The sequence below is a fragment of the Marinisporobacter balticus genome (assembly GCF_004345705.1).
In the GTDB taxonomy this organism is placed as follows: domain Bacteria; phylum Bacillota; class Clostridia; order Peptostreptococcales; family Thermotaleaceae; genus Marinisporobacter; species Marinisporobacter balticus.
In genome coordinates this window covers 84,282-104,819 of the sequence record NZ_SLWV01000012.1, presented here as the reverse complement: position 1 = coordinate 104,819, position 20,538 = coordinate 84,282, and the positions used below count along the sequence as shown (strand labels likewise).

The 20,538-nt window shown below is 30.3% G+C and carries 24 protein-coding genes; 20 read left to right on the top strand and 4 right to left on the bottom strand.

Annotated elements, in window-relative coordinates:
- Nucleotides 1–29 precede the first annotated feature (29 nt).
- Nucleotides 30–407 (bottom strand): NifB/NifX family molybdenum-iron cluster-binding protein, encoded by a 378-nt coding sequence (locus tag EV214_RS10270; protein WP_132245411.1) that lies wholly within the window; start codon nt 405–407, stop codon nt 30–32.
- Between the two features lie 502 nt (nt 408–909).
- Here EV214_RS10270 and EV214_RS10265 point away from each other — a divergent pair.
- The 5 genes from EV214_RS10265 (at nt 910) to EV214_RS10245 (ending at nt 4,951) form a co-directional block, all read left to right on the top strand.
- Complete coding sequence (locus EV214_RS10265) at nt 910–2,235, top strand: effector binding domain-containing protein (protein WP_132245409.1); 1,326 nt, start codon at nt 910–912, stop codon at nt 2,233–2,235.
- Between the two features lie 312 nt (nt 2,236–2,547).
- The gene (locus EV214_RS10260; RefSeq protein ID WP_132245407.1) at nt 2,548–3,480 is read left to right on the top strand and encodes a class I SAM-dependent methyltransferase; all 933 of its coding nucleotides are present in this window, start codon (nt 2,548–2,550) and stop codon (nt 3,478–3,480) included.
- 398 nt (nt 3,481–3,878) lie between these two features.
- Entirely contained in the window at nt 3,879–4,118 is a 240-nt protein-coding gene (locus EV214_RS10255) for a hypothetical protein (protein WP_132245405.1), read from the top strand.
- Between the two features lie 203 nt (nt 4,119–4,321).
- On the top strand, nt 4,322–4,636 hold the full coding sequence (locus EV214_RS10250) for a GIY-YIG nuclease family protein (protein ID WP_132245403.1): 315 nt from the start codon (nt 4,322–4,324) through the stop codon (nt 4,634–4,636).
- Nucleotides 4,637–4,732: 96 nt separating this feature from the next.
- Entirely contained in the window at nt 4,733–4,951 is a 219-nt protein-coding gene (locus EV214_RS10245) for a metallophosphoesterase family protein (protein ID WP_132245401.1), read from the top strand.
- A 19-nt stretch (nt 4,952–4,970) separates the two neighbouring features.
- Here the strand turns inward: EV214_RS10245 and EV214_RS10240 are convergent, their stop codons facing one another.
- The 3 genes from EV214_RS10240 to EV214_RS19385 all read right to left on the bottom strand — a co-directional run bounded on the left by EV214_RS10240 (nt 4,971) and on the right by EV214_RS19385 (nt 6,651).
- Entirely contained in the window at nt 4,971–5,333 is a 363-nt protein-coding gene (locus tag EV214_RS10240) for a DUF421 domain-containing protein (protein WP_207669670.1), read from the bottom strand.
- Nucleotides 5,334–5,517: 184 nt separating this feature from the next.
- Entirely contained in the window at nt 5,518–6,078 is a 561-nt protein-coding gene (locus tag EV214_RS10235) for a hypothetical protein (protein ID WP_165916328.1), read from the bottom strand.
- A 447-nt stretch (nt 6,079–6,525) separates the two neighbouring features.
- Entirely contained in the window at nt 6,526–6,651 is a 126-nt protein-coding gene (locus tag EV214_RS19385; protein WP_279233122.1) for a hypothetical protein, read from the bottom strand.
- 671 nt (nt 6,652–7,322) lie between these two features.
- On the opposite strand from EV214_RS19385, the gene EV214_RS10230 reads away from it, so the two are divergent.
- The 15 genes from EV214_RS10230 (at nt 7,323) to EV214_RS10160 (ending at nt 20,295) form a co-directional block, all read left to right on the top strand.
- The gene (locus tag EV214_RS10230) at nt 7,323–7,754 is read left to right on the top strand and encodes a cytochrome b5 domain-containing protein (protein WP_243116614.1); all 432 of its coding nucleotides are present in this window, start codon (nt 7,323–7,325) and stop codon (nt 7,752–7,754) included.
- An 18-nt stretch (nt 7,755–7,772) separates the two neighbouring features.
- On the top strand, nt 7,773–8,636 hold the full coding sequence (locus tag EV214_RS10225; RefSeq protein ID WP_132245397.1) for a hydrogenase small subunit: 864 nt from the start codon (nt 7,773–7,775) through the stop codon (nt 8,634–8,636).
- Nucleotides 8,637–8,650: 14 nt separating this feature from the next.
- A complete protein-coding gene (locus EV214_RS10220; RefSeq protein ID WP_132245395.1) occupies nt 8,651–10,060 on the top strand; it encodes a nickel-dependent hydrogenase large subunit in 1,410 nt (469 codons plus the stop codon).
- Nucleotides 10,061–10,062: 2 nt separating this feature from the next.
- Nucleotides 10,063–10,539, top strand: a complete 477-nt coding sequence (locus tag EV214_RS10215) for a hydrogenase maturation protease (protein ID WP_132245393.1) — start codon at nt 10,063–10,065, stop codon at nt 10,537–10,539.
- A complete protein-coding gene (gene hypA / locus EV214_RS10210; RefSeq protein WP_207669669.1) occupies nt 10,521–10,862 on the top strand; it encodes a hydrogenase maturation nickel metallochaperone HypA in 342 nt (113 codons plus the stop codon). The genes EV214_RS10215 and hypA overlap by 19 nt, the downstream gene beginning before the upstream one ends.
- A 1-nt stretch (nt 10,863) precedes the next feature.
- Entirely contained in the window at nt 10,864–11,532 is a 669-nt protein-coding gene (gene hypB / locus EV214_RS10205) for a hydrogenase nickel incorporation protein HypB (protein WP_132245391.1), read from the top strand.
- Nucleotides 11,529–13,793 carry a carbamoyltransferase HypF gene (gene hypF / locus EV214_RS10200; RefSeq protein ID WP_330571294.1) on the top strand — a complete coding sequence of 755 codons (2,265 nt, stop codon included), beginning with the start codon at nt 11,529–11,531 and terminating at the stop codon, nt 13,791–13,793. Before hypB ends, hypF begins: the two co-directional genes overlap by 4 nt.
- A gap of 4 nt (nt 13,794–13,797) precedes the next feature.
- A complete protein-coding gene (locus EV214_RS10195) occupies nt 13,798–14,016 on the top strand; it encodes a HypC/HybG/HupF family hydrogenase formation chaperone (RefSeq protein ID WP_132245387.1) in 219 nt (72 codons plus the stop codon).
- A gap of 13 nt (nt 14,017–14,029) precedes the next feature.
- Complete coding sequence (gene hypD / locus EV214_RS10190) at nt 14,030–15,115, top strand: hydrogenase formation protein HypD (protein WP_132245385.1); 1,086 nt, start codon at nt 14,030–14,032, stop codon at nt 15,113–15,115.
- A 34-nt stretch (nt 15,116–15,149) separates the two neighbouring features.
- The gene (gene hypE / locus EV214_RS10185) at nt 15,150–16,157 is read left to right on the top strand and encodes a hydrogenase expression/formation protein HypE (protein ID WP_132245383.1); all 1,008 of its coding nucleotides are present in this window, start codon (nt 15,150–15,152) and stop codon (nt 16,155–16,157) included.
- Nucleotides 16,158–16,383: 226 nt separating this feature from the next.
- Nucleotides 16,384–16,752 carry an FAD binding domain-containing protein gene (locus tag EV214_RS10180; RefSeq protein ID WP_132245381.1) on the top strand — a complete coding sequence of 123 codons (369 nt, stop codon included), beginning with the start codon at nt 16,384–16,386 and terminating at the stop codon, nt 16,750–16,752.
- The gene (locus EV214_RS10175) at nt 16,749–17,324 is read left to right on the top strand and encodes a nucleotidyltransferase family protein (protein ID WP_132245379.1); all 576 of its coding nucleotides are present in this window, start codon (nt 16,749–16,751) and stop codon (nt 17,322–17,324) included. The genes EV214_RS10180 and EV214_RS10175 overlap by 4 nt, the downstream gene beginning before the upstream one ends.
- Before the next feature lie 357 nt (nt 17,325–17,681).
- On the top strand, nt 17,682–18,563 hold the full coding sequence (locus EV214_RS10170) for a DMT family transporter (protein ID WP_132245377.1): 882 nt from the start codon (nt 17,682–17,684) through the stop codon (nt 18,561–18,563).
- A 280-nt stretch (nt 18,564–18,843) separates the two neighbouring features.
- Nucleotides 18,844–19,752, top strand: a complete 909-nt coding sequence (locus EV214_RS10165) for an ATP-grasp domain-containing protein (RefSeq protein ID WP_132245375.1) — start codon at nt 18,844–18,846, stop codon at nt 19,750–19,752.
- Nucleotides 19,753–19,791: 39 nt separating this feature from the next.
- Entirely contained in the window at nt 19,792–20,295 is a 504-nt protein-coding gene (locus EV214_RS10160; protein ID WP_132245373.1) for a GNAT family N-acetyltransferase, read from the top strand.
- The last annotated feature ends 243 nt before the right edge of the window (nt 20,296–20,538 follow it).

The window sequence follows — 20,538 nt, the reverse complement described above, 5'->3', positions numbered from 1 at the left end:
ATTATAGGATTCATTCATCACTAGGATATTTAACACCGTATCAATATAGGATTACTAACCTTAAAAAAGTTGTTTGATTTACTGTTGACAATCCAAATATTACCTTCAAGCCATTTGAGAGCAACAGTCTTAAGATCGCCTGAACATCCGCGTATTACTTCAATGCCAGAGTTGTTTAACACACGTACGGCACCATTACCCATATTACCTGCAAGTATAATAGATACACCTATATCTGATAAAGTTTGTGCGATATTTGATTTACAACCACAGCCTGCTGGTGATGGAATAATTTCTTGAGAAATAATCGCCTTGTTATTGTTGTCCACTGTAAAAACAGTAAAGTATTCACAGTGACCAAAATGATCGTCTATAAGATTCTGTCGAGATGGTAATGCAATTTTCATATAATTATTCCTCCTATAAAATAGTTGAATTAGCATATGCTATTTTATAAAATAATATAGAAGTATAAGATATATGTCAAGAGTTAAACAAGCAATTTTGGTCATCGCATATCCTCAGAAAATGCTTCGGGAATAGAAGCATTTTTATTGATTTTAAATATTTTAATACGCAGTAAGTGATGATTTGTCTAACATTGTATACAAATCAGAAAAAACAGGCGGTTTGATTCTTATGACTCTTGTTTATAAAAGAATGGTATCAGGTGTTGGGTATTTTGGGAAGTTAGTAAATCGTATTAAGAAGATATCTCCTAAATGTATTTAAGGAATTTATGATTAGGTGAGATTTAGGATTAATAGAGGTGAACCGTACCATAAATAAGTGCGATTTCGAACTAATCATAAGATATTTAGAATTAGATAATTTTTAGAAAAAAAGTCGGGATATGTATGATAAAATTCATTATAATAATATCATAATGAATTTTAGGGGGATTATTTTATGAATTACTATGAGCGTATACAAAATTCTGTTGATTATATTGAAAGAAATCTAGAAAATAAAATTAATCTAAAAGAGGTAGCAAAAGAAGCCTTTATGTCATTTTCAAATTTTTATAGGATATTCTTTGCACTGACAGGTCATGGGGTTAAAGAGTATATTAGAAAAAGACGAATAAGTCTAGCTAGTGAAGATATTATGTTAAACAAAGATAATATAATGAACATAGCAGTTAAATATGGATTTTCGAGTAGTGATACTTTTTCAAAGGCATTTAAGCATATTGTTGGGTGTAATCCAACTACATTTATGAAGGAAAATTTAGAATATAGATTTGATAAAATTGATGTTTTGGATAAGTATTATGAAATTCAAGATAAAAACCTTCTTGATAAATATCCTGATATAAAGGTTCTGAAGAAAATGGATCCTATTAAAGTAGCTTGTTTTGAATACTACGGCAATAATCCTGAAATTAATGCTTTTAAAGCTCTATTAGATTGGGCAAAAAATAATAGTATAATTTTAGATAATAATAAATATAGACTTTTTGGATATGATACGACAGAGTGTAAGCCAGGAAAGGGTCAATATGGGTATGAAGCATGTATTACCATTGATGAGAATTTTAATACTAATGATGAGCGTGTGAAGATGAAGGAATTAAGCGGAGGAATGTATGCAGTTACGACTATAGGTGTAAAAGATATTTCCAAAGCATGGGCAAGATTTAAAAGTTGGGTAAAGTTAAGTAAATATGAATTTGGAACACATCAGTGGTTAGAAGAACACGTGGAGGGTTTTAATGAAGATTTTAATTATGATGTAGAATTATTTATGCCAATATGTGAGAAAAGTGAATATTCAATAAATCTCGTTAACGATACTAATGTTGCAATGTGTAAAGTGTTTGATGAAGAGGATACAGCACCCTTTGAAGCCTGGGAAATACTACTAAAGTGGAGTAATGCTAACGGTATAAGTAATACATCAGATGAGCATAAATTTTTTGCTCATCATAATTACAATATAAAACGAAAAGGTATAAAAAGATGGTATATAGCTATGGTAACCATTGATGATAGCATGATTATTAATGATAGAACCATAAAAAAGGAAGTTTTGGTAGGAGGCAAGTTTGTAACATGCAACACGGACTTTAAGAACCTCCCCCATATGTGGAATGAAGCTGTTAATTGGATTAATTTTAAAGGAGAGCGTATAAATCCAAAGATAAAATGGCGTGAAGAATGGCAAGTTAAAAATGGAAAGTTATTTCCTGAAGATTATCCTAACATAAAGATTTATGTGCCAATAAAAGACTGATTAAAAACCGCTGTTGCATACAGTACGGTGAACCGTACCATAAAATAACTATTATTACATAAGCAAATAAAAATCCAAGGGTAACATATAATTATATGTCCTTGGATTATTTTTATGTAATAAATTTGTCTGTATTTTTTCCTATATTTATAACATACCATAAGTAAGATAATTTATTAAATAATAAAATAAGTAGTATTGATATTGAACTGATAAAATGGTAAAATATATAAACGAAATCTGTTAAAATTAATTATACCACAAATAAAACGAAATGTCAATGATGAATTTTAAATTAAAAGGAGTGTTTTTATGGAAAACAGGAAAGGGAGTATGACAGCCCTTGTATCAGCATTTGGTCGTGCGTACCATGCATTATATGAGGAACCAAAGATTTTCAATGATTATTTAGCACGAAAACTTATTAAGGATGAGGAGTTTTGTAATATTTCTAAAAACATGGCTGAAGGAATTAAATTTTTTAATTCTAAAGAAGCATATTTATATCCAGATAAAGAATCAGCATTAAAGTGGGTTGTACAGAATCAAATAGCACCAACACCTTTGGGAAGAAATAGGTATGCTGAGGATATGCTTGAGAATGCGATTAAATTAGGCGTAAAGCAATATGTTATTCTTGGCGCAGGGTTTGATACATTTGCATTTAGAAAACCTAAAGTGTTAAATAAAATAAAAGTTTTTGAAGTGGATCATCCAGATACTCAAGAATTGAAACTAAAAAGAATTAAGGCGTTAGGCTGGGAAATAGATGCGAATATTAAATATGTACCAGTTGATTTTTCTAAAGATTATTTTAAAAATTCGCTACTCGATTCTGAATATAATCCTAATGAACTTACTTTTTTTAGTTGGTTAGGCGTAACTTATTACTTAAGGAGAGAAGAAATCTATAATATGTTTAAAGATATTGCTAGTATTTCACCACAGGGAAGCGCATTAGTATTTGATTATGCAGATGGGGATATTTTTTATCCTGAAAAAACATCAGCTCGTGTAAGTGCTATGGTTGGTATGGCTACAATGGCTGGGGAACCTATGAAAACAGGATATGCGTATTTTGAGCTCGAATCTAATCTTGAAAAAGCTGGTTTACTAATTTATGAACATCTCTCTCCCGTGGATATTGAAGAAAGATATTTTAAAGGGAGAGCTGATTATTATCATGCTTTTGAAAACATAAATTACACTTTAGCAGTTGTTGGAAATAAAGAACTTGATTTTTAGCAGAAATAGTTTAATAAAAATTCCGAAAGAAATAGTATAGTGAGATCGGTCAAGGATATGCTGTATTGATAGGTGCTTCTTTTGACAGGTATATAAAAAGATTAGATGCTAGAGGTAATCCAAAGGACTATATAACAGAAATTTATTTTCCTGTGAAAAAGATTTAATCGCAGGAGAGTCAATTCTCTAGATCTTTTTATACATTGTACTTATGGATATTAGCTACAATGCAATTTATATTAAAGTAATTTAAGTATTAAAACGGTATATTAGTGAATAAATACGAAATGTAAATCCGAGAATAACATATTAATGTATTATTCTCGGATTCTTTTTATGTAAAAACATAACATATAGTACAAGAATAAAAAATCTATAAAATTATAGGAGGGTTTCTAATGGAAGGGAAAATAACCTTAATAGGGAGTTTTTCTACAGATTGGATTAGATATAGTAACTATGAGTATAGAGAAAGTTCAATGGGTGAGGTTTATATAACACCAACTGAACAAACACCTTTTGCAGAAGTGGGCGACATTGTAATTAATAAATATAAAAACTGTGTAGATTTAGTAAAAAGAGAAGATTTACCTAAATTTTATGGAAAACGTCCAGTTGTGCTAGATCTTGTATTTTGACGGTTTTATTCTGAACGAATCAACTGGATTATAGATTTTGCGAAGATGATATTGTCACATTTTAACCAACTTTTGATGTATAAAAATTCGTCTATGTATTTACCTGAAAATGTTATGATTATGGCAGATAAGCTTCATGCAGAAATTGTGCAAATGTTAAAAAAGCAGAAATAGGAATACGAACGATCAGAGGAGTGAAATGAATGAAAAAGAATAATGAAATGAAGCGAAGGTATAAGGAAATAGAGATGCCAATGGGCGTATTTATAATTCGAAATAATATGAATGGAAAAGCTTTTATAAATGTAAGCACAGATGTGAAGAGTACTTTAAATAGATTTAGGTTTGAGCTCAAAAAGGGTAGCCATAGAGTAAAAGATACGCAGAATGATTGGAAGGAATATGGTGAAAAAGAAGAAAAAACAGATTATAGTGAAGAGCTAGAGATCATGAAGATGATATGGCTCGAAAAATTGAATGAAAATGGCACATTACAGTTATATAAAAAATTTGGATAGTGATGTTCTTGAAGTATATTTAGCAGGGACAGATATGAGTCAGCATTTTCCAAAGCTTTTAAGTGACATACTCGAAGAAATAGAGGATTAAAAAAATTGTATTACAAAATTAATAAAAATACAAGGACAACCCATAGAGGACAGTTTTTTCCTAATCACTTAATTACAAAAAGAATTTTTGAAATAGGCTATGGAATGCTTAAAAAGGAAAAATTTCATGTAGTTGTCTCTTCAGGATATGGAATATGGGGCCCTTCAATAAGAGTAATGAATAAAGGTGAAATTGTAGAATTATTTATTCAATTTAAAAAATAATAGATGAAATGAGTTAGAGTCATGCTATCATTACATGAATAAGACGAACACGTTTCATATTATCTTCAACAATATTCCCGTTATCAATTAGGATGACGGGCTCTGAGTCAACTATCTTTCTTATTTTGAAACTTTTAATATGAGCGAACCCTGTTAGTATGGCTAATATGGATAAGGTAATTAGGGCAGTTGATGCAGTGGTTGGTGTACTTTTCGATCCTATCGCTAGATTAGCAGCCATTGAACCCATTGAAACACCAATGACAAAGTCGAAGAATGTCATCTGAGAAATAAGCTTTCTTCCCATAAATCTAGTAAGTAGTAATGCTAAAATATATGTAAAAATTCCCCGAATGATTGTCATTAGTATTTGTTCATACATTCAATTTTCCTCCTAGGATATTCAAATTTTATGTTTACCATTGGTTACTTTTACTCTTTTAAAAACATATATTCTTTATGTTCAAGTATAAAAATTAAAGAAGTTTGCTAAAGAACGAATGAAGCTTTTTTATGGAAATGAAAGTTTTCTTAATACTTTTGTGCCAATATATTTTATAAATCTATTAATAGGAAGATTTTCTGTATATGATAAAAATAGTAGCTAACATAGAACCAAGTGTATCAAATAGTAAATCTAAGTTTGTATCTATTAATCCATTCTGATTTTTGCTTTTTAAAATCACATCTAATCCAAATTCAATAAATTCATAAAAAACACCGGATGTAACACCTAATGATGTTATAAAAATAAAAATAACTATTTTAAAATCCGAAAAATTTTTTATGTATAGATGAATCATAGAATGAAAAAGAAGTGTAAATGAAAAACATCCAAACATATGCATAGCTTTATCGAACCAATTTGTAGTATGATAGAAGTTAAAATAAAATCCTGCTACAATATCTATCATAATTGTGATAACGACCAATGCCTTTATATAGTTTTTTACTTTATAGATTTTTCTACTCTCAAAATAAAGAAAAATAATATAAATAACATATATAAAAATCGCGTAAAGAACAAGATAAATTTGTTTTTTCATAAAAAACGTAACAGAAATAATAAAAATAAAAATTGTAAAAATAGATGTTATCAGTCTTGAGTTAAAATCTTCCTTTATCATAAATTTAAATTCCTCTCTTACGCCTATATTAGGTGTATGCATAACAGACTTGTCTATGCTGATTACAAGAATCCCTATATTTTTTCTATTTATCAGTGGTATTCGTTATAATATCCATTTTAAAATCTTTTTTTAGAAATAATATACTATATATATAGTGTGATTATTTATTTTTTTTATACAGGGGCTAAATAAATTTGGAAATATAGAAAAAATAAATAATTTACAATAAAAAAAATTTGTCTTGACGGAGATAAATCATACAGATATAGCGTTATCCCCATTTTTCATACACCAATTTCAATAATAAAACTTATCTTATCTCATTTTATAAAAGGGTATAAGTGAGATGATTGCTAGATTCTTTTAAAAAAACTATGATCAGGATGAACCCTGATCATAGTGAGGAAATGCCAAATAATATTTAGCTACTTAGTATATTAAATTCTAGTATCCACCGAAAAATCCACCAAATCCTCCATAACAATTACAGAAGAGGACAACTAGTAATAGAAAGAAGAATAATAATTCGCTACCACTGTTAAATAATCCTCCGTATGCGCCATCAGCCATATGTTACACCTCCTTTACTTACTCAAAATACTAGGACTTTTACTGTTCTTGTCCTAATACAATGTATGAATAAGGTCCTAAAGATGTTACAAACATGATTACTATTTATATTGAGATGCAAAAATAGTTTTTATTTTTTTTAGAATATAGCAAGTAAATATTTTCTCGTTTAAATAGGGATACACTAGTTTACAAGTAAATTAAGCTACATCTTTTCCATAAAGAAAAGATTCAATAGCTTTAGCAACACCAGAATAAATTTTAGTGCTTTTGAGTGAATTTGCGAAACCCTCGAAAATTAATTCCTGCGTCAATGCATTAGAAATAGTACATTTTATTTTCTGAGAATTTTCAAATTGATATTTTGAAAAACGTATTCTTTATCTTTTGTTGTAGCAATACGATATTCACCAGCATCTGTAAATGTGAATTCTTTAATATTTAGTTGATCACCCTTTATCTGATGTTGTTATTTTGGGAAATTAATAATCGATTACTTATAAAGTGGTGGAATATACTTAAGATAAAGAATAAGCTAGTTAAGTACTAAAAAGGGGTTTGGAAATAATTAGAACTTTTATTGTAATAAAACAGAGGATCGTCAAATAGTTATTAAAAGGAATTAATTTTATGAAATCATATATTTTATCGAAAAATATGAGGTGAATAATGTGAATAAAAATGAAGATATAGCATTCGCAATTCAAGAAAGTATTAGGAAAATAAATTATTTAAAAAGAATAAAGCTATTTGCTTTATATTCCTATCAAAAGTTTTATTATGGTGAGCTTTTAAAATATGAGGAGAGCAAATTAAGGAACCTAACAAGTGCTTTCAATAACAATCATAGAACACAGCTAAAACATGGTAATCCAAAACAATTTACAATTGAGGAGTTAGCAAAATATGATGGATCAAATGGTAAACCAGCCTATATAGCAGTCAATGGTATTGTTTATGATGTAAGCACAGAAAGTACGTGGGGTGGAGGTACGCATTTTGGCTTATATGCTGGAAAAGATTTAACAGATGCGTTTAATAGATGTCATAACAATGAAGAAATTTTAAAGAATTTGCCTAAAGTAGGGGTTTTGAAGAAATAAATGAGGGGGCTTTATTTGATGAATAGAAAGTGTCCCATATTCGAAAATAAAAGAAGAATTCCTAGACAAATAATAGATTTTACGATAGCGAATATAAATCCAAATCATAAAATCAATCTTATTTGGCTTGAGGCATGTGGGTGTTCTGGAAATATTATATCTTTATTAAATGGAGAAAATCCAGATGTGATATTTTTACTTAAACAAATGGTAAATATGACATACAACAATAGTCTTATGGCACAAGAGGGAGAAGCAGCATTTGAAAAATTTTTAGAAACATTAGATACAGAATTTATTCTTGTAGTAGAAGGTGCAGTTTCTACGAAAGACAATGGACTTTATAATGTAATTGCTAGATATAAAGAAAAATTGATAACGGGAATGGAAGCAGTAGCCATGGCAGGAAAAAAAGCGAAATATGTTCTTGCGGTAGGCTCATGTGCAGCATATGGAGGTCCTTCAGCAGCAAGGCCCAATCCATCACTTAGTAAGAGTGTATATGATTTTTTAGATAGAGAAGTAATAAGAGTTCCAGGATGTCCAGCACATCCTCGGTGGGTAATGGGGACATTAGCAGATATTATATCGTTTGGGAAACCTATACTTGATGAAGAAAATAGGCCGGTTGTTTTTTATGGGATCACCATTCATGACCGATGTCCAAGAAGAGCATATTTTGACAAAGGAATATTTGCACAAAAACTGGGGGATAAGGAATGTATGTTTAAGTTAGGATGTAGAGGACCTATTACAAAAACAGATTGCCCAATAAGACGATGGAATAATAGCATCAATTGGCCAATAGGAGATAATACGCCTTGTATAGGTTGTGCAAGAAACGGGTTCCCTGACTTAATGGAACCGTTTGTAAGGTATTAAGGGAGGTGAAATTTATGGGCGAAAAGATTGTCATTAACCCACTTACCCGAATAAGTGGGTTTTTAGAAATAGAAGTTTATATAGAGAATCATATCATAAAAAATGCAAAAAGCAGCGGGATGCTCTTTAGAGGATTTGAAAAAATGCTAGAAGGAAGACCCCCTTTAGATGCCATATATTTTACACAAAGAATATGTGGTATTTGCTCAACAGCGCATTCTATCGCATCAGCCTTAGCACTTGAAGATGCTTTAAAAGTAGTACCTAATGAAAATGATCGCATGATTAGAGATATGATTCATGGGTGTGAGTTTTTACAAAATCATTTAAGACATTTTTATCAATATACTTTTCCAGATTATGTAAAGGGGCCACAGATTAATCCATTATATAAGGAATCTCATGGAGATTATAGGTTACCCAAAATAGTAGATGAAAAGTTAAGCAAACATTATATAGCGTCAATAGAGTATAGTAGACAGGCGCATAAAATGTTAGCGATTCTTGGAGGAAAGGCGCCCCATAACCATGGGGTATTTGTTGGTGGTGTTACAGTAAATATGAATGCATCCATATTTATAGAATTAAAATCAATCATCGCATCTATAAAAGGGTTTATAGAAAATATAATGATAGAAGATGTTGGCATTATCGCTAAATATTATAGTGATTACTTTCATAATGGGAAGGGATATGGTAATTTTATAAGCTATGGTGTATTTGATGATGATTATAATGCACCGTTTATATATGTGAAACCAGCAGTATTACGCAATGATAAAAGATATCCTTTTGATGATAAGAAAATTACCGAAAATATATATTATGCTTGGTATAAAGCAGATCAAGTAAATATCTCACCGAAAGAAGGATATGTTGAAACAGACAGGTACAAAGAAAATGCATACAGCTTTATTAAGGCACCTAGATATGATGAAAGTCCAATGGAAGTAGGTCCTTTAGCAAGATTATGGCTAAGTGGAGAATATACCAGAGGTGTTTCTACTATGGATCGAACCATTGCAAGGGTATTAGAGGCTAAAAAAATATGCAATATTATTGAGAATCTTTTAACAAAAATAAGACTAGGACCTTCAAATCAACAGCGATATGAAATACCTAATAGGGCATATGGTATTGGACTGAAGGGAACAACAAGAGGGGCTTTGGGACATTGGCTATTTATAGAAAACCAAAAAATCAAAAAGTATACGATTATAACGCCAACCTCGTGGAATACATCGCCAATGGATTCAAATGGTGTAAAGGGTGTTATAGAAAAAGCATTAATAGGAACTTATGTTAAAGATGTAAAAAACCCTGTAGAGGTTGGACGAATTGTTCGGTCTTTTGATCCTTGTGTTTCTTGTGCCACCCATATTATGAGCAATAAATATAATAGCATGACCATAAGGATTGTTTAAGTATGATAAAAGTTATTGGTATAGGAAATAGGGTTATGGGTGATGATGGGATTGCTTTATATGTTTTAAAAACTATAGAAAATAAAATAAAGATGATTGATCCAGAAATAGAGGTAATTATTGGAGAAATTGATTTTTTATATTGCTTAAATAAGATAAATGACAATGATTTTATTATTATAGTAGACAGCACCTATTTAGATTTAGAAAGTGGAAAAGTTACATTGTTTTCATTGAAAGATTCGAAAAAATACTCAAAATCTCCAGCTACACAACATGAGAGCAGTTTTATAGATATGATTGAAAATGATAAATATGGAGTTAGCGGCTATATTATTGGAATCGAAGTTTTTAATGTAGATTTTAGCTTGTACATTTCAGATTGTTTAAAGCTTCAATTTGAAGATATTTGTAGTGCAGTTTTTAATAAAATAAAAATTGCTTTAAATAGGAGAATAAAATGCATGAAGTGTCTGTAGTAGCAGAATTGTTTGAAATCATCTATGAAAATGTAAATAGGTACAACTTAAAAAGAGTAGACAAAATCATTTTGAGAATAGGAGAATTCACGTGCATAGAAGAAAATGGCCTTAGATTTGCGTTTGAAGGGATGTCGAAAGAAACCATATGTGAAAATGCAGCACTCATCATTCAAAGAATAAAAGCGCGTGCGTATTGTGATGCTTGTAAAGAAAGTTTTTACATTAATTATACAAATAAAATTTGTCCGAAATGTAACCAATTTAGTTCAAATATAATGACAGGATATGAACTATTGTTAGAAAAAATAGAGGGGGAGTAGTATGAAACAGATATTGATACAAAAAAATATACTGAAAAATAATGATGCGATCGCAATAAAAAATCGAAAAATATTAAATGAGCAAGGAGTATTTACGATTAACTTGTTGGGTTCTCCAGGTTCTGGGAAAACTTCTATTCTAGAGCAAATCATAAAGCATACAAAAGAAAAAGTGAATATGGCTGTGATAGAAGGAGATTTATATACTACAAAAGATGCACAAAGAATACAAAAACATCTTGTAGATGTGGTTCAAGTTAATACAGGAGGGGCTTGTCATTTAGATGCATCCATGGTAGAACAAGCACTTGAACATATAGATATGAGTGATTTAGATTTTTTAGTAATAGAAAATGTTGGGAATTTAGTTTGTCCTGCAGCATATGACTTGAGTGAAGATATAAAAATCACTGTTATGAGTGTAACGGAGGGAAATGATAAACCTCTTAAGTATCCATCTATGTTTCAACGATCAAAAGCTATAATACTTAATAAGATAGACATGATTGGATTGACAGATTTTGATATGGAAATGTTTTATAAAGATATTGCATCATTAAATGATGATATAAAAATTTTTGAAGTTTCTTGCAGAGAAGAAGAAGGAATTGAGGAATTGTGTAAATATCTAAAATGTCAAATCAATCATAAGGGGGGGAAGCTGCTATAGCAGAAGAATATATTAGAAAATATATAATTGTAAAAGGAATCGTACAAGGCGTTGGGTTTAGACCTTTTATATATAAAATGGCGCTAGAGAATCATTTGAATGGATATGTAAAAAATACTTCAAAAGGTGTATGTATAGATATTGAAGGTAAAATTAGAGATATCTATCATTTTATAGATCACTTAAAACAAAATCCCCCTAAATTAGCAAACATAGATAAAATGAATATAGAAGATAAAAAGATACTAAATTATAAAAGCTTTGAAATTAAACATAGTGATGAAGAAGCGAATGGGTTTACTTTTATATCCCCTGATATAGGGACATGTGAGGATTGTCTAAGAGATATAAAAAATAATAAAGACAGAAGGTACAGATATCCTTTCACAAATTGTACAAATTGTGGACCTAGATTTTCAATCGTAAAAAAGCTACCTTATGATAGAATTTTAACCACTATGGAAAGGTTTGAAATGTGTGATCTGTGTAAGGATGAATATAAAAATCCGCTGGATAGAAGACTTCATGCACAACCCAATGCTTGTCCGAACTGTGGTCCAAAGATAGTGCTTATTGATACTTTTGGAAATAAAATAATATGCAATGATCCAATTAAACAAACGATTCAATTTATGAAACAAGGGATGATTCTTGGCATAAAAGGGTTAGGTGGATTTCATTTAGCTTGTGATGCAAAAAACAAAGAAGTGATACAAATACTTCGAAATAGAAAGCATAGACCGAACAAACCTTTTGCATTGATGATGAAAGATATAAATACAGTGAAAAAATATTGTTATTTAAGTGAAGAAGAAGAAAAAGTGATTTTAAGTAATAAAAGACCTATATTGCTCTTGAATAAAAGAAAAGAGAAATTACCAGATAATATAGCACCTAGCGGTAATAAATTAGGTGTTATGCTTCCGTATACACCGCTACATTATCTATTATTTGAAGAAAAGATAGAAGTTTTAGTGATGACCAGTGCCAATGTAAGTAAGTTGCCAATGGTTTATAAAAACGAAGAGGCTTTAGAAAAATTAAAGGGTATTGTAGATTATCTAATGCTGCATGATAGAGAAATTTATATGCCAATGGATGATTCTGTAAGTCGGGTTATATTAAGTGAACAAAGGGTTATAAGAAGTGCGAGAGGTTATTCACCTATCTTTATGAGGTTTAAAAATATAAAAGACATATTTGCTTGTGGATCACATTTTAATAACACATTTGCGTTATCTAAAAATGAAAATGTATTTATAAGTCCGTATATAGGAGATATTGAAAATGTAGAAACATATAATCACTTTGAAAAGAATGTATATCATATAAAAAATATATACAGTATAAATCCTAAAATAATCGCTTATGATATGCATCCGAATGATTGGTCTTCTTCCTATGTAAATAAACAAAATATAGAAAAGATTCCTGTACAACATCATCATGCCCATATCGTAAGCTGTATGGTTGAAAATAAAATAGAAGATAAAATCATTGGAATTGCTTATGATGGCACTGGATATGGAACAGATGGAAATGTATGGGGAGGAGAATTTTTGATATGTGATTATAAGGAGTTTGAAAGAGTAGCGCATATAAATGAGGTCGATATGCCTGGAGGAGATGCAGCAACCAAAGAGCCATGGAAGATGGCTATAAGCTATATCTATAAAACATATAAAAATAATATATATGAAAATATACCTCTAGGATTGAAAGATAAAAATATAAAAGTGATTGTAGCCATAATAAAAAACAATATAAATTCTCCAAAGTGTTCGAGTATGGGAAGATTTTTTGATGCTGTATCTGCTTTAATAGGATTTAAGGGGAAAGTAACATTTGAAGGAGAAGCCGCTATTTTATTAGAAAATAAAGCAGATCAGAATGAAGCTGGTACATATGATTATGATATAGAATATATCAACCGAACACATCGGGTCAATACAGATAAAATCATAAAAGGAATCATAGAGGATATAAACCAACATATAAGTGATGCTAGAATAGCTAAAAAATTCCATAATACAGTAATCGATTTCTCGGTAAAAATTTGTGGGATTATAGGACAAAAGCATCATATAAATAAAGTTGCATTAAGTGGGGGTGTATTCCAAAATGAAATATTATTAAAAGGCATCTATGAAAAATTAGTATCAAAAGGTTTTGAGGTTTATATCCATAAATACATACCTTGTAATGATAGTGGCATAAGTCTGGGACAATTGGTGGTAGCATCTTCAAAGGCTAAGGGGTGAACTTATGTGTATAGCAGTTCCAGCTCAGGTTATAAAAGTTACTGAAAATAAAGCTTTGGTAAACTTTGGAGGAGTCAACATAAAAGTAGATACAAGTTTAGTAGATGTTTTAAATATAGGAGACTATATTTTATTACATGCAGGATGTGCTATAGAAAAGCTAAATAAAAAAGAAGCGCAAAAAACTTTAGAATTATTTGAGCATATTTTGAAGGATGAATAACGAGGAAATATCAATGAAATATATAAAAGAATTTAGAGATCCTAAGTTAGCACAAAAGATGTTAAACGATATTTGGCATAACACGAAAAAAGATATTACGATCATGGAAGTGTGTGGAACGCACACAATGTCTATACTCAAAAATGGAATAAGAGATTTATTACCTCCAAATATAAACTTAATATCGGGTCCAGGTTGTCCGGTATGTGTAACGCCACAGTGGTATATAGATACAGCAATAGCACTTTCTGAAAGAGATAATGTGATTATCACTACATTTGGGGATATGATAAAGGTTCCAGGAAAATCGAGTTCGCTTAAATTGGAGATGGCTTTGGGAAGGGATATTCGTATCGTTATTTCTCCTCTTGATGCGCTTGAAATGGCAAAACAAAATCCTAAAAAAGAAGTAGTGTTTTTAGGAATTGGTTTTGAAACAACAGCCCCAATTATAGCACTTAGCATTTATAAAGCTAAAAATGAAAATATAAAGAACTTTAGTATATTACAATCGATAAAAACTATGCCGAATGTTATGAAGGAGGTCGTAAAGGATCCTCAAGTGAATATTGATGGCTTTTTATGTCCAGGGCATGTAAGTGCGATTATCGGTGTTAAACCTTTTGAGTTTTTGTCTGAAGAGTTGAATACGCCTGCTGTTATAGCAGGATTTGAATATTGTGATATCATAGCTGCTATATATTATCTAGTAGATATGGCCAATAAAGAGAAATATGAAGTGAAAAATATATACAATAGAATTGTAAAATATGAAGGAAATGAAAAGGCTACAGCAATGATGAATAAAGTATTTGTTCTTTCTAATAGTGAGTGGAGAGGTCTTGGAAATATAAAAGATACAGGTTTTAAAATGAAAGAAGCCTATAAAAATTATGATGTAAAATCTAAAATAGATATAAAAATAATACCATCTCCTATTCCTAAAGATTGTTTATGTGGAGAAATATTAAAAGGCATAAAAAAACCTACACAATGCAAGTTATTTTCTAAAGTTTGCAATCCTTCAAATCCAATAGGCGCTTGTATGATATCACAGGAAGGGACTTGTGGGGCATATTACAAATACAAAATAAGATGAGAAATATAGTATAGATAATTAGGGAGTGTTATATATGGAGATTATCACCTTATCGCATGGGAGTGGAGGAAAGACAACACACAAACTGATTGAAAATTTGTTTTATAAAAATTTCAAAAATGATATATTATTACAAAAAAATGATTCTAGTATTTTGCAAAAAATGAATGGAAAAGTAGCTGTAACGACAGATTCATTTGTTATAAAGCCAATATTTTTTCTAGGAGGAGATATAGGAAAATTATCTATATGTGGGACGATAAATGATTTAGCAGTTAGTGGAGCAAAACCAATGTATATTACCGTTGGTTTTATTATAGAAGAAGGATTAGAAATAGGCATTTTAGAAAAAATTGTGATGTCTATGGCGAAAATGGCAAAGCAAGCGAATGTAAAAGTTATTGCGGGAGATACAAAAGTTGTCGAAAAAGGAAGTGTAGATAAAATCTTTATAAATACAACGGGGATAGGCTTAATAGAAGATAGACAATTATATTTATGTGCAAATAATATACAAGAAGGAGATAAAGTAATAATAAGTGGATCATTGGGCGATCATGGCATGTGTATAATGAGTCAAAGAGAAGAATTAGGTTTGGATGCAAATATAAAAAGTGATTGTAATTTACTCAACACATTGATCAAAGATATACTAAATACAAGTAAGAACATAAGAATAATGAGAGACCCAACAAGAGGAGGATTAGCTACAACATTAAATGAAATAATAGCGCATAGTAATAGGAGTATAGTTTTAAATGAAAAAGATATATTCATTAAAGAGGAAGTAATGAGTATGTGCCAAATGTTAGGATTTGATCCTTTGTATGTAGCAAATGAAGGAAAAGTGGTCGTAATCGTATCAAAAGATGATGCCAACAAAGTGCTTGATACGATGCGAGGAGATCCTTTAGGGAAAAATGCTACAATAATAGGTGAAATTATAGATGATAATAAAAACAGGGTATATTTGAAAACAGACATAGGAGGAACGCGTATATTAAATATGCATGATGGAGAATTACTACCAAGGATATGCTAATAACGAATAGTATTTAACAAGTTACAATATATTATAAATAAAAATCCGAGGATAACATATAAGTATATGTCCTTGGATTTTTTTATGGAATAAAATAAGTATGATTGATATTGAACGGATAAAATAGAGAGAAAAATGATGCGTATGTTATAAAGTGTGAATTAGAAGAGAAAGAAAAAATATGATAAAATAAAACAGATGAAAAATGATAAAAGGGGAGTAGCATATGAATATAAAAGAATTCATAATGCCAGAAACTTTAGATATGGCTTATGAACTTATTATAGGGGTTCAGCTCAGAAACTTGGTTACTGTAGGAGGGACCGTTTATGCTAGATATGGTTTTTTAGATTTTATAACAGCACTATTAGCGCTAAATGTTTCTGTTGAATTATATAAAGAAGGCAGAATGTCTTTAGAGGAATTTCTTCAAAAGAGTGTGCAAAATGACATATTGGTAAAGATTATCCTTTATAAGGACGATAGGCGTGCTGTGCCAAACTTGAATGGTGCATTTAAAATTGCTGTAGGTGTAAGAATTACTGATTTACATATTACACCTGAAAAGGTTTTGATGGGATTGATGAAAAAATGATTTATGCAGTTCTAATGGCTTCTGGTTATTCTAAAAGAATGGGGAATAATAAATTACTGTTGAAATATAAGGAAAAATCCATAATAGAGCATGTGATGCATATGCTAAAGATGTCAAAGGTAGATGAAGTAATCGTTGTTGCAAGAGACGAAGGGGTAAAAAAAATAGGCAAAGATAACTTCTGTATCGTTCTACATAATCATGATGCAAAAGAAGGGATTAGTGCATCCATTAAAATAGGATGTGATTATGGAAAGTTTGCAGATGGAATCCTATTTGTACCTGGCGATCAACCTTTATTGACAGTAGATACAATAAATAAATTGATAGATGCTTTTTATGGATTTAAAGATAAAATAATCGTTCCTTGCTATGAGGATGTGGAGGGAAGCCCTGTAATATTCCCAAATAAATATTTTGATAAACTCATGAAATTAAAAGGAGATATGGGTGGAAGAAAAGTAATAGAAGAAAACATACAAGATAAAATCAATGTGATGATAAAAAATAAGCTAGAACATTTAGATGTAGATACGATGAAAGATTATAAAAAATTAGCAAGAATAGAATGAATAAGGTGAATTATAAGAATTGAAAATAAATATCGTACTTGAAAAATATTTTTTAAAACAAAAAGGGGTTCAACGTCGAATTTTGTGATTTTAGAAAAACAAAAGTTAGTCAACAAAAAATAACAATATAATTATTTCCAAATACATTTTGATTAATGGCTTAAAACCAATGTTTTTATCAAACAGGTTCTATAAATTACTATTAAAAAATATATTGATCAAACCTATTTTATGATGTTATCACAAAACTTGATATTGAACTAATATGCATTTTTAAAATGCACAAAATAACTATAGATTTTGTGCATAACCTCTGTTAATATGAGTTAGAAGACGAAATGAAGAAGAAGGTATATTATGAAAAGAGAAAGATTAAAAGCATTATCATTTTTAGTAATAGCTGCTGTACTTTGGAGCGTAGGGGGGATATTGATAAAATTGGTTGAGTGGAATCCGATAGCTATTGCAGGGACAAGAAGTGGGATTTCTGCTGTAGTAATGTATTTTTATATTCGCTACAATAAGAAGAATGGAAATTCAAAAAAGCTTTTTAAATTGAATAAATTAAAACTAATAGGGGCATGTATCTATGCTACTACAGTGATTCTTTTTGTAATAGGAAATAAATTAACTACTGCAGCAAATGTCATATTACTTCAATACACTGCACCTATATGGGTGGTAATTCTATCGGGCTGGATATTAAAGGAAAAGGTAAAATTAGTTGATGGGGCATGTATATTTTTTGTAATGATGGGTATGATCATGTTTTTTATTGGAGACTTAGGAACGGGAAAAATGCTTGGAAATTTTATATCCGTACTCAGTGGTGTGGCACTTGCAGGAGTAGTGATCATGCTTAAATTACAAAAAGAAGGAACAGCAGTGGAAATGATTTTTTTAGGCAATTGTATAACCTTAATCGTTAGTATTCCTTTTGTTTTAAAATCTGTTCCGAGTATGCAAAGTATAGTGGGGCTTGTTTTGCTAGGGGTGTTTCAGCTTGGCATTTCATACATATTATTTGCTGAAGCAGTACCTAAAGTATCAGCTATTGAAGCAATCATTATTCCAGTTATAGAACCTTTGCTTAATCCAGTGTGGGTTTTCATATGTGCTGGAGAAAGACCAGGTCAACTTGCTTTAATGGGAGGAATCATTGTAGTTTTATCGATTATATTTAGATCAATATTAGAAAGTAGAACCAATAGAAAAATGGTTATGGAGCAATCAAGATAAACTAAAAATGGAGTAATATACTATAGATCAGCGCCTAGTCTAATAGATATCATTGAACTGGGCGCTGTTTTTTTAAAAAAACTTATATCATCTATAAAATATCAATGAATTTTTAGTTCAAGAGGAGTTGTAATTTAATTGCATGATAAGTATCCTATTATATAGATTATTTTCAATTTATTGTATATAATAGCTATATCAATGATTTTAGCAGAATGTTTTAATCATGGATGAGGATCTGAAACAAACATAAAATAAGATGATATGGGGAGGGTAATAAATGATAGGTTGGATTATTTATAACGAAAATGAAACAGAAATTGTATCTGAAAGAAATGAAGTCAATAGATTTGTTGAAGAAGCGAAACATGAAGGGATAGAATTAAGAGTGTTGAAACCGGAACAAATAGATTTGTTCGTTACAAGTGAAAATAGGAAAAGTATATTAGTTGACGGGGAAATAACCCAATTGCCAGATTTTGTACTCCCACGAATGGGCGCTGGAACAACCTATTTTGCGCTGGCTGTTATTAGACAGTTAGAGCGTCGCGGCGTGCCATGTATTAATTCATCACAGCCTATAGAGAACGTAAAAGATAAATTGTATACACAACAAATATTAGCGCAGAATAATTTTCCTATACCGAAAACGATGTTGGTTAAATTTCCAGTAAATATTGATCTAATAGAAAAAAATATTGGATTTCCAGCAGTCGTAAAGACCTTATCAGGAACACAAGGAAAAGGTGTATTTTTAGCAAATAATAAAAAATCTTTTGAACATTTGATGCAGTTAGTAGAAATAACCAATGCGAAGGTAAATATTATCATTCAAGAGTTTATAAAAGATAGTTATGGTAGAGATCTAAGAGTATTAATCATTGGAGGGCGTGCTGTTGCTTGTATGGAACGAGTAGCTCAGGGCGATGAATTTAGATCGAACTTTTCTGGTGGGGGATCTGTAAAAGAATATCAATTAACACCTGAAATCGAATGGCTAGCAACGGAGGCGTGTAAAGTAACAGGGTTAGAAATAGGTGGTGTAGATTTGTTGTTTGAAGGAGATCATTATAAAATATGTGAAATCAATTCATCGCCAGGATTTAGAGGACTTGAATCGTGTTGTAATATAAATGTACCCAAAGAAGTTTTTAGCTACATAAAGGTAAGATTTGGTATTTTTGAATAAATATGAAGACAGTAGTCCTAAAAAGAGAAGGGGAGTATCGTGATTAAAATTCATACAATAAACAATTTAGGAGATAGTAAAAATCCTGGATCCAAAGAACATGAAGAGATTGCCTCACAGATAGCCATATTAGTGAGTAAGAGTATGGCATACTCAAATAGCAATACATACTCAAAAGATGAAATGGAAGGGTTAAGCCATAATAAAACAGCTAAATCAATGCTAAATTTAATCAATAGCGCCTATGTAATTTATTTAACAAATGAAACAGACGAATTAATCGGATGTGGTATGGTGGTTAAACAGCATGATCGATATTTTGCAAAAACACTACATATTAGACCCGATTATAGAGGCTTAGGTTATGCACAAAAAATATGTGATCTTCGTGAGGCATATCTTAGAAGCATAGGAGAAATAGAAATTTATATAGAATCTTTAAAGTATCCAAAGACCATTGCATTTCATAAAAAAAGAGGTTTTGTTGAAATGCCACCCTATAGAGAATTAAAATACACTGTATTCATGAAAAAAGAGATATAGTTAAGATGAAAAGGCACGCAAAGGAGGTATATTTGCGTGTCTTTTATTAGATCTGCTTTATGTGAAATTTAGTCAATATTCCCTTAAAAGAATGAAAAAAATACAAATTATAAAATAAAATTTTGAAAAAAGCATACACTAAGTACAGAACAAAAATAAAAATCAAAAAATATATTATAGAGGAATGAAGGATATGAAATATAGAATACTGACTGTATTTTTTGATTGTTATGCTTTGTATAA